The organism is Nonomuraea diastatica (genome assembly GCF_004349015.1).
Classification (GTDB): domain Bacteria; phylum Actinomycetota; class Actinomycetes; order Streptosporangiales; family Streptosporangiaceae; genus Nonomuraea; species Nonomuraea diastatica.
Map to the genome: position 1 here is coordinate 1 of NZ_SMKP01000150.1, position 11945 is coordinate 11945.

The following is an 11945-nucleotide window of genomic DNA, read 5'->3' on the forward strand; positions in this document are numbered from 1 at the left end:
CCCGACGCGGAGACCTCGGCCCGGCTGACGAGCGCCGTGCCGTCGGAAAGCCCGGGGTCGATCACGACAGGGAACGAACGGGTCACGCTCCGGCCCGCCGGGATCGTCAGGGACGGCCCGCCGCAGGTGATGGTCCGGCCGGCGAGCCCGCAGCCGTCGGGGAGCGGGCCGGGAGCCACGTGCTCGTCGAGGGCGCCGGTGATGGTCACGCCCTCGGCGGCCGTGTCCCCGATGTTGGTGACGGTCACCGTGTAGACGGCCTGCCCGCCGATGACCACCGGGTCGGGAACGGCGGTGTGGCCGATGCGCAGACTCGCGGGCGGTGGCGCGACCGGTCGCGGCCCGCCCACCGCCGGAGCGCTCCTCGACGGCGGTCCGCCCGACTCCGGCGCGCCCGCCGCGGCCGGAGCGGCTCCGCCGCCGCCCAGCGCGGCCAGCGCGATGACCGCCGCGATCCGGGCCTTGCCCATCTCCTACCCCCGCGTTGACCGCCGTGCCTGCTCGACCACGGGGCCGATCTTTCTATCGGCAGGTGGGGCGGCGGCGGGATGCACACCGGAATCAGGCCCCGCCGTGGCGGATTCTTTGCCGGGAGGCCGTTCCGCGCTCGACGAACATCCCTCGGATCGCGCAGCGGTGACGCGTAGGGTCGGAGTCATGCCGAAGGCCGCGCGCTATGACGACGTCGCCGGCTTCTACGCGGCCGGCTGGTCCGACGACGTCGACGATCCCGCGTCCGTGCGCCTGCTCGACCTGCTGGGGCCGCTCGCGCGCCGTCGGGTGCTGGACCTGGCCTGCGGTCACGGCCGGATCAGCCGCGCGCTCGCCCGCCGCGGGGCCGCGGTCGTGGGCGTCGACCTCTCGTCGGCGCTGATCGAGAAGGCGCGGGCGGCCGAGCGCGAAACCCCGCTCGGCATCCGCTACGTCCACGCCGACGCCACCGACCCCGGCCCGCTGGACGCGACCGAGTGCGGCGGGGTATCCGACGGGGCATCCAGCGGGGTGGACGGGATCGCGGGAGCTGCCGATCCCGGCGGGGTGGGGTTGTTCGACGCCGTGGTGTGCGCGTTCGGCCTGTCCGACATCGACGACCTCGAAGGCGCGGTCGCGACCGTCGCCCGCACGCTCCGGCCGGGGGGCGTGTTCGCCTGCTCCATCCTGCACCCGTGCTTCCCCGGCGGGCAGGGCGTCTCCGGCTCCTGGCCGGGCGACGCCCGCTATCACGCGGAGGGCTGGTGGCGGGCCGACGGCGACCGCTCGACCCTGCGCCGCCAGGTGGGCGCCAACCACCGCACGCTCGCGACGTACGTCAACACGCTGCGCCGCCACGGCCTGTGGCTGGACGCGATGGACGAGCCCAAGCCCGCCCAGGAGTGGGCGGCGACCCGCCCGGACGCCGCCCGGTTCCCCGTGTTCCTCGTCATGAGATGCGTCCTGCGGTGACACGTTCCGGTGGCGGCCGCCATGCCGGGAGCGGCGACGCTCCCGGGCGAGCGCCCTCCCGGTGGTGACCTCGACAAGATCCGACTGACCCTCGACAACCACTTCTACGGCATCCTCGCCATGATCCGGGCCTTCGCCCCCGTCCTCGACGCCAACGGCGGCGGCGCCATCCACCGTCCTGTCGGCCCTGGCCGTCCAGCGTTTCGACGGCACGAACGCTTACGCCGTCGCCGAGTCCGCGCAGTGGAGCCCGACCAACGGCGTCCGGCTCGAACTCGCAGCCAGGGCACCCTCGTCACCGGCTTGGTGTTCGCACCGACAGCCACCGCGACAACGAGGGCGTACGCGGAAAAGGCCATGGGGTCGGGCACCCCCTTCGCCTTGGAGACGTCTTCCGCCGGGTGACACACAGGATTGCGGGTGGCACAGGGCCGATCGCTGAATCGCGGGGGCCGTTGACCGGCCTGGTGCGCCGGTTAGGGGCTCCTGACGGCTGCGGCATCATCGGCGGAGCGGCAGTCCTGGCCGTGGCCTCTGCGCGCTTGAGCCGGTGGCGTCCCTGGCCGGTGATCCCTCGTGAGAGCTACCGCGAATGTTCGTTCCAGGGGGATGGTACGCCCCGCTCCGATCCCTAACCTCCCTTCTGACCGCAGAAAACGCTGCGGGAACTTGATCGAGAGGATCACGATCGTGGCGTCCACGGAGCACCCGGAAAGCCCTCAGGCTCACCCCTCCACGGGCCGGCGCCGGTTGCGCACGTTCCGGTTTCCCGTCCTGCTGGTCGCCCTGTTCGGCGTGATGGTGGCGATCGCCGGGATCAACCAGCTCGTCTCGCCCGTCCCGATTCTCGCCCTGCCGGTGGGGGTCGGCCTGGCCGTCGCCGCTGTGGCCTGCTACCGCTGGCTTTGCCGAACCGTCGAACTCCGCCCGGACATCCCCGAACTCGAGAAGACGGACAGGCGGTCCCAGCTGTGGCGCGGGGCGCTGCTCGGGTCCGGCCTGTTCACCGCGTTGATGTTGCTGATCGCGGTGTTCGGTGGCTGGCAGAACGTGTCCTGGGCATCCTTCGGCGGTTTCCTCGGCACCGCGGGCATGATGGCGAGCGTCGCGGTCGCCGAAGAACTCCTGTTCCGCGGGGTCCTGTTCCGCATCATGGAGGAACGTATCGGCACCGTGATCGCCCTGGTCGTATCCACGCTGCTGTTCGGTGCGACGCACCTGGTCAACGTCAACGCCACGCTGTGGGGCACGCTCTCGATCGCCTTGACGGGCGGGGCCATGACGACCGCCGCCTACGTCGCCACCCGCTCGCTGTGGTTGCCGATCAGCCTGCACTTCGCCTGGAACTTCACCCACGCCGGGATCTTCGGTGTCATGCTCTCCGGGTCGGACGTGGCGCCCCACGGCCTGCTGAACGTCACGCTGTCCGGCCCGGCCGCGCTGACCGGCGGCACGTTCGGACCCGAGGCCAGCCTGCTCGCCCTGCTGGTCTGCTCGGCGCCCACGATCGTCCTGCTGCGGCGGGCTGCCCGCACCGGCCAGATCCGGCGCCGCCCGCACCGCACCAAGCTCTCCGCCTGACCCCCGGCATTGAGGAACGGACATCGCCGGCCGCACGCCCATCGTGGAAGGTTCCTGGCTTCCGCCGAACCCGCGGGGAGCTTCAGCAGTTGGCCCCCGCGGTTTCAAGGTCCTCCCGTCGTTGATCCCGAGTGCTCCGATCCATTTGCGGTCACACGGGTAACTGACGTTCCAGGTCCGGGTTACGCTCTGCTCCGCGAACACGGTGTACCACGTGGCGGCGACGCGGGGACGGTGACACAAGAGTGGTGGCGGCCGCCCAGTGAAGGCGGCCGCCACCGGGGGCGGAGGTCAGGAGCTGGGGCAGGTGTCGCGGTACTCCTCGATGGCCAGCCCGCTGGGCGGCGGGCACAGGAACTGCTCGTAGCGGGTGTCGTCGTCGACGAACCGCTTGAGCCAGGCCACCATCGACTTGGCCATGGTGGTGTTGGGGGTCTGCGGGAAGAAGTGGCTCGCGCCGTTGAGCTCGAGGTACGCCTTCTCCGACGACGACGGGATGCTCTCGTAGAACCGCTCGGAGTGGCTGGAGACCGGGGCGACGCTGTCGCTCTCCCCGCCGATGATCATGGTCGGGACGCGCACGCCCGACCACCTCTTCGTCAGGTTCCACGGCGCGATCGGCACGGCCGCCTGGAGCGAGGATCGGTCGTCGGCGGCCTCCAGCGAGCCTCCGCCGCCCATCGAGTGGCCGGCCACGGCCAGCCTGGACGGGTCGATGCGGCCGCGGACCGTCGACGGGCTGTCCTCCACCAGGTAGTCGAGGGCCGCGAGGAGCTGGCGGCCCCGGCTGGCGGGCTGGTCGTAGATCGTGTTGGTCTCGATGCCGATCACGACGAAGCCGTGCGAGGCGATCCTCGGGCCGAGCCAGGCGAGGCTGGACCACCTGGCGGTGTAGCCGGGCGAGATGGCGATCGCCCCGAACGTGCCCTGGCTGGTGTCGTCCGGATAGTAGATCTCTCCGCCGCCGAAGCCGCCGACCAGCGAGGAGACGCTCCGCTGGGACGTCGAGAACGGCCCGCGGCTCGCCTCGAGTAAGGCGTCCGTGGGGTCCGGGCCGCGCTCGTACGGGCCGGCCGCCGCGTGGGCGGCGGGAGCGGCGGCGAGGCCGCCGCCGAGGAGTGCGAGGGTGAGGGCGAGCTTGGTCAACGTTCGCGCGCCGCGGTGGGGGGTGGTGAGCTGCACGTCGTCATACTCCCTGCTCGAAGTGGGGTGACTGCTGTCTGTCGCCATTGTTCGGATGCGCAGTCAGCCGTGCATCGGTGAAATCACCGGTCTCCGATCAGGACATGAGCCGTACCAGTTCGACGCGGGAGCGCACGCCGAGCCGGTCGAAGATGTTCCTGAGGTGGTGCTCGACGGTGCGCCTGCTCAGGAAGAGCCGCTCGGCCACCTCCTTGTTGGTGGCGCCCTCGGCGACCATGCGCGCGATCCGCAACTGCTGTGCCGTGAGCTGCCGCGTGGTGGCCGGCCGGGTGAGGCGTACCGGGTCGCCGGACGCGCGCAGCTCGGTCCTGGCCTGTTCGGTCCACAGGCGGGCGCCGTGGCGTTCGAACGTCTCCAGCGCCGCGTGGAGATGGTTCCTGGCGGCGCCCGGGCGGCGGTCGCGGCGTAGCGCGCTGCCGTACAGCAGCCGGGTGCGCGCCGACTCGAACTCGCACACCCCTTGCCCGTGCAGGTCGAGCGCCTCGCGGAACAGCTCGTCCGCCTCGCCGGGCGCGGCGAGCAACGCACGGCAGCGGGCCACGAGCGCGCGCAGGTCGGGGCTGCGGGTGCTGCCGACCCAGCGTTCGAGCACGCGCAGCGCGGCGGCGGCCCGTTCGCGGTCGCCGGTACGCGCGGACGCCTCGATGAAGTGCGGTGTCGCCATGACGCGGATCACGACGTGGTTGTTGCGCCGCTCGGCGCGCAGCCGGGCGGCGGCGTCGGCGGGGCGGCCGGCGGCCAGGTCGAGGCAGGCCAGCGCCCAGGTGCCGATGGCGCCCGCGATGCCCAGCTCGTGGGCGTCGGCCATCTCGATCGCGGCGTCGGCACGCACCCGGCAGGTCTCGCTGTCGCCTTCGACGGCCGCCGTCATCGCCAGCCAGGCCAGGTGCTGGGCCGCCGTGTTGAGCTGGCCGGTGTCCTGGGCGAGACGGAGCCCCTCGGCCGCGGTCGTCGCGACGGAGGCGTACCTGCCCATCCAGATCTCCGGGTAGACCATGTACTCGAGCAGCTGTGGCACGGCGGAGGCGGCGCCACGCGTCCGGGCGGCCTCGACGGCGCGGGCCGACAGGCGGTGCGCGGTGGCGTCCTCACCGAGCAGCAGGCTGGCCACGCACGCCCACACGAGCACGGCGGGATCGCGGACGGAACCGGCCAGGTCGACCACGCGCCGCAGCGGCCCGGCGGCCTCCTGGTGCGAGCCGCTGAAGGTGGAGGCCATGCCCGCCAGATACTCGAACATGAGCTGGGCCGGGGCGGCCTCGTCGGGGCGGCGCAGCGCGGCCGCCTGGCGGGCGATCGCGATGAACGCCCGGTTGTCGCCGGCCCGGTAGCTGGCGTCGGCCGCCCTGACGAGCGCGCGCACCCCCAGCGTGCGGTGGCTGGTCAGCAGGCGGGCCGCCGCGGCCAGCAGCTCCTCGCGGGCGCTGCCGGTCTCGCCGCGCAGCAGTTCGAGGCTGCCGTGCAGCAGCTGTACGCGGCCACGTACGTCGTCGGGCGCGGTCAGGGAGCGGAGCCTGGCCAGCAGCGCGCGGGCGACCTGAGGCCGTCCCGCGATCCACGCGTGCCTGGCGGCGGTGGCCAGCCGCTCGGCCTTGGCGGGACCGTGCTCGGTGAGCTCGGCGGCGCGTTCCAGCGCGAGGTACGGCTCCGGCCCGCCGGGACAGCCGTCATCGGGCGGGCGCGCCTCCAGCGCCGCCGCGACCAGCTCGCCGGCCAGCCGTTCCGTGTCTCGTCCTGCCGGGTCGTCGAGCGCGCGGGCCCGGTGCCAGGCGCGCCGCAGCCGGCGCGCGGGGGTCTCCGCGTGCCGGTCCTCCAGGAGTGCCGCCAGGACGCGGTGGGCCTGGCGGCGGCGGGCGAGAGGGGCGTCGTGGTACGCGACCCCGCGCACGGCAGGATCGTGGAAGTCATAACGTTCTCCGGCGGAGTGCAGGATGCCCGCGCGTTCGGCCGGTTCGAGGGCGGTGAGCGCGCATGCGGGGCGGGCGGCGCGGATCAGCGTCGCCACGTCCAGGCCGGGATCGGCGGCGATCAGCAGCAGGAGCCGCCGGGTGTCCTCGGGCAGGGATGCCAGGCGGGCGGCGTGCGTCCGCCACAGGCGACCCCCGCGGGGGAGCGTGGTGGGCGGGGCGGCCAGGCCCGCGAGCTGGTCCGGGGCGAGGTCGCCGATCAGCTCGGCCAGGGCGAGGGGGTTGCCGCGGGCGATCTGGTCGAGCGCCGCCAGCAGGTCGCCGGCGATCCTGCCGGGCGCCAGGTCGGCGGCCAGCTCCCGCACCGCCGCCTCGTCCAGCCCGCCCAGCACCCGGACCGGCACACCTTGCAGCCCTTCCGCCCTTGTGGCCAACAGCAGCGCCACCGGCTCGTACGACACCCGCCTCGCCACGAACGCCAGCACGTCCCGGCTGGCCGGGTCCAGCAGGTGCGCGTCGTCCACGCAGGCCAGGACCGGCTGCTGTGCCGCCACCGCCGACAGCAGGCCGAGGACGGCGGCGGGCAGGGCGAGCCCGGCGGCCCGCGTCCCGGACTCCATGGCCTCCATCAGGGCTCTCCCCTGCGCCTCCGGCAGCGCCGCGGCGTGCGCGGCGACCGGGCGCAACAAACCGTGCAGCCCCGCGTACGGGAGGCGCGACTCCGGCTCGACCCCCGACACGCGCAGCACCAGGAAACCCTGGGCAGCGTGTGCGGCGGCCAGGTCGAGCAGCGCGGTCTTCCCCATCCCGGGCGCTCCCGCCAGCAGCAACGCCCCGCCGGAACCTGAGCGGGCGTTGTCGAGGAGCCCGAGCAGGGCACGCTCCTCCTCGCCGCGGCCACGCAGCACGGGAACGGGTGCGATATTGGACATGCTGTCCAGTGTCGCCCGGGGATGTCATGAGAGAAAGGGATGATCGGGGAGCAGCCGGTGATGTCACCCGCGACTCCGAGTACTCATGCCTGGCGGTTCTACCGGAGGTGCCCCATGGGGAGGCCGTTCCCTGTGCCGCTGCGACCCCCCGCGCCATCGATCGCTGCCCTCGACCAGCTCGTCCCCTTGGTCGTCGCTCTGGACCACGCCCTAAGGTGCAACGCCTTGTGCGGAGTCGGAACAGGAACGCGCCCAATCATGCGCCATGCCACACCCTTCCCCGATATGTCGCGGCACGGGCAACGTTTCCGAGGGCCGGTGGCGTCAGCGGGTCTCCACCGGAGTGCTCTGCCGTTTCCTGGACAGCCGGTCGGTGACGGCGGGCAGGAGGCCCTGGGGCAGGAAGAGCACGACCACGATGAGGACGAGGGCGTAGACGGCGTACGAGAGCACGCTCGGCGCGTACGTCGGCATGCCGGGCAGCGCCCCCAGGGTGTTGAGTGCCTGCAGGAGCAGCGTGATCGCGCTCGCCCCGACGACGGCGCCCCAGATCGTGCCGAGCCCGCCGACGACGGCCATGACGATGTACTGGATGGAGATGAGCACGGGGAACGACCCCGGCGCCACGTAGCCGGTGTAGAAGCAGTAGATGCCGCCCGCCAGCCCGGCGAAGGCCGCCGACAGCGCGAACACGACCAGCTTGTAGCGCCCGACCGGGATCCCCGAGGAGGCGGCCGCGGTCTCGCTGGTGGCCAGGGCGCGCAGGGCGCGGCCCGGCCGTGAGGTGATGACGTTGCGCGTCACGAGCATCACCAGGGCCAGCCCCGCCCAGGTCAGGTACGCGTACGTGGCCGCGCCCGTCGCCTCGAACGACCCGATGGAGAACTGCGGGATGGCCTGCAACCCGATGTCGCCGCCGGTGAACTCGAGCTGGCCGGCCAGCGAGAGCAGGATGAGCTGCATGGCCAGCGTCGCGAAGGCCAGGTGGTGCCCGCGCAGCCGCAGCAGCGGTGTGCCGATCACGAGCGCCGACAGGGCGGCGACCACGGGCGCGGCGACCAGCCCTGCGAGGGGCGGCACGCCGTTCAGCGCGAGCAGCGCGGCGGTGTAGGCGCCGATGGCGTAGAAGGCGCCCTGGCCGAGCGAGACCTGCCCGGCGTACCCCATGAGCAGCGACACCCCGACCGTGACCATGGCGGCCAGGCCGAGCAGGATGTACACGGCCAGCGCGCTGTCGTCGAGCACCGCGGGGAGGGCGAGCGTGACGGCGGCGATCAGCAGCCCGGCCACCAGCCTGATCATGTGGACTCCAGGGAGATGGCCGAGCGGCGGCTCGCTTGTACGATCATGACGACGAGCATGAGCCCCAGCGCCACTTCCAGCTGGTGGGAGCCGTAGCCGTAGCCGGCGGCCATGGTCTCGGCCACGCCGAGCAGCAGCGCGCCGATGAGCGTGATGACGGGCCGGGTGAGCGCGCCGAAGACGGCGGCGGCGAAGCCGTTCACGATGAGCGTGACGTCGGTGTCGAAGGAGATGGGCCGCAGCGGCGTCACCAGCACCCCGGCGATGCCGCCGAGCAGCCCGCCGAGCGTGAACGCCAGCAGCCCCATCTTCCTGACGTCGATGCCGACCACACGCGCCGCGTACGGGTTGGAGGCGCAGGCCGTCAGCGCCTTGCCCAGGTAGGTGCGGCCGAAGAAGAGCGCGAGCAACACGAACGTGGCCGCCGTCACGCCGATGACGAGCAGGTGCTGGGTCTGGATGCGCGCGCCCGCCACGGTGACCGAGCCGGCCAGGCCGGGCGCCGAGCGCGGCTGGTCGCCCCACAGGACGATCTCGACCGCGTACGCGAGCACGCCCGCGCCCAGCGTGACGATCAGCGCCGACAGCGGCGTGGTGCCGCGCTTGCCGATGGCGGCCAGCCCGGTCAGCAGGCCCGCGACCGCCGCGGCCAGCACGGCGGCCAGCTCGCTCAGCCCGTGCGGGAACCCGAGCCCGAGCAGCGACGACGTGCACAACCCCGCGACGACGGCGAACGTGCCCTGCGCGAAGTTGACCACGCCGGTGACCCGGTGGATGGCGACCAGGCCACTGGCGATGAGCGCGATCGCGCACCCGACCGCCAGGCCGTTCAGGAGATAGGTGAGGAAGGCGCTCATGTGACCGCCCCTCCCAGGTACGCGCTCATGTGGCCGCCCCTTCCTGGCGCGCCCTCATGTGATCGCCCCTCCCAGGTAAGCGCTGGCCACGCGCGGGTCGTCGGCCAGCACCGCGCACTCGCCCTCGGTCACCAGCCGCCCGGACTCCAGCACGTACGCCCGCCGGCACAGCTCGAACGCCAGCCGCGCGTTCTGCTCGATGAGCAGCACGGTCAGCCCCTGCTCGGCGTTGAGCGCGGCGAGGTGGGCGGCCAGGTCGGCGGTCACGTTGGGGGCGAGGCCCAGGGAGAGCTCGTCCACCACGAGGACGTCGGGCCGCGACATCATGGCCCGCCCGAACGCCACCATCTGCTGCTCGCCGCCGGACAGCACGCCGGCCCGCCGGCCGGCGAGCTCGGCGAGCCGGGGCAGCAGGTCGTAGACGAGGGACGGGTCGCGCTGTCCCGAGCGCCAGCCGCCGAGCGCGAGGTTGTCGGCCACGGTCAGGTCGGGGAAGAGCTGGCGGCCCTCGGGGATGAGCGCGACCCGGCCGCCGGCGTCCACGGTGCCGGAGGAGGGTTTGAGCAGGCCGGCGAGGGTGTTGGCGAGCGTCGACTTGCCGGCGCCGTTCGGGCCGAGCAGGGCGACCATCTCGCCGCCCCGTACGGCGAGGGTGACGTGTTCGAGCGCGGTCGCGGTGCCGTACGAGACCACCAGGTCCTTGACGTCGATCATGAGGCCTGTCCGAGATAGGCGGCGAGCACCAGCGGGTCGGCGCGCACCTCGGCGGGGGTGCCGTCGGCGATGACCTGCCCCAGGTCGAGCACCACGACGCGGTCGGCGAGCCGGGTCACGAACGCCACGTCGTGCTCGATGAGCAGGATCGTCAGGCCGCTCGCCCGCAGCTCCTCGATCAGCGCCGCGAGGCGTTCGCGCTCGTTGCCGCGCAGGCCGGACGCGGGCTCGTCGAGCAGCAGCAGCCGGGGCCGCGCGCACAGGGCGCGGGCGAGTTGCAGCGCCCGCTGCTGGCCGATGGGCAGCAGGTCGGCGGGCCGGTCGGCCCATTCGGCCAGGCCCACGCGGTCGAGGGCGCGCGAGGCCTCGGCGGCGATCTCCCGCTCGTCGCGGCGGTGCCGCGGCAGCCGCAGCGCGGCCGAGACGAACCCCGCCCGAGTGCGCCCGTGCAGCCCCACCATGACGTTCTCCCTGACCGTCATGCCGCGGAAGACCCGGGCGGCCTGGAAGACGATGGACATGCCGAGCCTGGCCCGCCGGTGCGCCGCGAGCCGTTCGACGCGGTGCCCGAGGAAGGAGATCCGGCCGTGCTCGGCCGCCAGATGGCCGGTGATCAGGTTGAACAGCGTGGACTTGCCGGCCCCGTTGGGGCCGATGACGCCGCAGACTTCGCCGTCCGCGACGCTCAGCGAGACGTCGCGGACGGCGTAGACGCCCCCGAAGGATCGGGACACCCCGGTGACCTCCAGCACGCGCTACCCCGCCGCGGCGACGGTCTTGGCGAGCTCGTCCTTGGCCCATTCGGTGGGGACGAACTCGCCGTTCTTCACCGTGTTGACCGAGATGAACTCGGGGGAGAGCCCGGAATGATCGGTGGGGGAGTAGCGGAAACGGCCGTTCGGCGTGATCAGGTCCATGGTCTCCAAAGCCTGCTGGATCTTGGTCTTGTCGGTGCTGTTCGCCTTCCTGATCGCCTCGAACAGCAGCAGGCTCGCGCTGTAGCCGTCCTGCGCGAACTGCGGCGGCGGGTAACCGTGCTTCTGCTCGTACGGCGTGGCCATCTGCTCGATGACCTGTTTCTGCTTGCCGTCGGGCAGGTGCTCGCCGACCACGCCGATGGCGCTCTGCACGGTCATGCCCTCCGAGGCGTCGCCCATCGGCTCCAGCCACAGCTTGCTGGCCTGCGACGCGGTGAGGAACAGCGGCGTCTTGAGCCCGGAGGCCACGTACTGCTTGGCGGCGGTCACGCCGGGCGCGCCCGAGCCCCAGAACACGAGCGCCTCGGCCGGCGAGTCGCGCACGTGCTGGAACAGCGGGCTGAAGTCGGAGGTCGTGGTCTCGTACGGCTCGTCGACGGCGATCGTCACGCCGTACTTGGGGGCGAGCTCGACCATCGACTCGTGCCCCGATACGGAATAGGCGCTCTTGGAGTCCCAGGCGACGGCGACCGTCTTGATGCCCTCGGCCTGGATGTACTGCAGGTAGCGCTCGGCGTACATGCTGGACAGGGCCGGGGTGACGAAGATGTACGACTTGATCGGCTCGACCTGCTCCTGCGTGGGCGCCAGCGACAGGTACGGCATCTTGTCGCGCTGCGCGAGCGGCTCGACCGCGAGCGCCGAGTTGGAGAACACCGGGCCGATCAGGGCGTCGATCTCGCCCTTGATCTGGTTGTAGGCCACGATGCCCTGGTCGGGGGCGGTCTTGTCGTCGCGGGTGACCAGCTCGACCGTGCGGCCGAGCAGCCCGCCCTGCGCGTTGACCTGCTCGACCGCCAGCTCGACGGCCTTCTTGTCCTCGCTGCCGAGCGGGGTGTAGTTGCCGGTCAGGGAGACGATGAGGCCCACCTTGATCGGATCTTGCGCGCCGGACCCGTCACCGCCGTCGCCGCCGCCGCACGCGGCGACGGCGAGCACGAGAACGGCCAGGGACGGGAGCAACCTGCGCATCAGGACCTCCGTGCTCATGGCCTCACCGGGTGAGGCCGCTCGGTCGCTAGGGAGCCG

Annotated in this window: 9 protein-coding genes and 1 pseudogene; 2 read left to right on the plus strand and 8 right to left on the minus strand. The window is 72.7% G+C overall.

Translation table 11 applies throughout. From position 1 onward, the window contains the following. A pseudogene (locus E1294_RS37885) lies at positions 1-470 on the minus strand (hypothetical protein); the annotation flags it as partial. A gap of 187 nt (positions 471-657) precedes the next feature. Here E1294_RS37885 and E1294_RS37890 point away from each other — a divergent pair. Both E1294_RS37890 and E1294_RS37895 read left to right on the plus strand, forming a co-directional pair. Further along, complete coding sequence (locus E1294_RS37890) at positions 658-1443, plus strand: class I SAM-dependent methyltransferase (RefSeq protein ID WP_165977690.1); 786 nt, start codon at positions 658-660, stop codon at positions 1441-1443. A gap of 669 nt (positions 1444-2112) precedes the next feature. Then, a complete protein-coding gene (locus tag E1294_RS37895) occupies positions 2113-3024 on the plus strand; it encodes a CPBP family intramembrane glutamic endopeptidase (RefSeq protein ID WP_220448152.1) in 912 nt (303 codons plus the stop codon). Between the two features lie 291 nt (positions 3025-3315). On the opposite strand, the gene E1294_RS37900 is transcribed toward E1294_RS37895, so the two are convergent. From E1294_RS37900 to E1294_RS37930, 7 genes are all read right to left on the minus strand, one after another. Next, complete coding sequence (locus E1294_RS37900; protein ID WP_132515800.1) at positions 3316-4254, minus strand: alpha/beta hydrolase family protein; 939 nt, start codon at positions 4252-4254, stop codon at positions 3316-3318. 49 nt (positions 4255-4303) lie between these two features. Beyond that, positions 4304-7066: a helix-turn-helix transcriptional regulator gene (locus E1294_RS37905; RefSeq protein WP_132515801.1), complete on the minus strand. Its 2763-nt coding sequence runs from the start codon at positions 7064-7066 to the stop codon at positions 4304-4306. Between the two features lie 324 nt (positions 7067-7390). Next, positions 7391-8368, minus strand: coding sequence for a branched-chain amino acid ABC transporter permease (locus E1294_RS37910; RefSeq protein WP_132515802.1), 978 nt, complete (start codon positions 8366-8368; stop codon positions 7391-7393). Continuing rightward, a complete protein-coding gene (locus E1294_RS37915; RefSeq protein WP_132515803.1) occupies positions 8365-9225 on the minus strand; it encodes a branched-chain amino acid ABC transporter permease in 861 nt (286 codons plus the stop codon). The genes E1294_RS37910 and E1294_RS37915 overlap by 4 nt, the downstream gene beginning before the upstream one ends. Positions 9226-9279: 54 nt before the next feature. After that, positions 9280-9939, minus strand: coding sequence for an ABC transporter ATP-binding protein (locus E1294_RS37920; RefSeq protein ID WP_132515804.1), 660 nt, complete (start codon positions 9937-9939; stop codon positions 9280-9282). Further along, positions 9936-10691 carry an ABC transporter ATP-binding protein gene (locus E1294_RS37925; protein WP_132515805.1) on the minus strand — a complete coding sequence of 252 codons (756 nt, stop codon included), beginning with the start codon at positions 10689-10691 and terminating at the stop codon, positions 9936-9938. Before E1294_RS37925 ends, E1294_RS37920 begins: the two co-directional genes overlap by 4 nt. Positions 10692-10694: 3 nt before the next feature. Beyond that, positions 10695-11906 carry an ABC transporter substrate-binding protein gene (locus E1294_RS37930; RefSeq protein ID WP_246083586.1) on the minus strand — a complete coding sequence of 404 codons (1212 nt, stop codon included), beginning with the start codon at positions 11904-11906 and terminating at the stop codon, positions 10695-10697. Between the last annotated feature and the right edge of the window lie 39 nt (positions 11907-11945).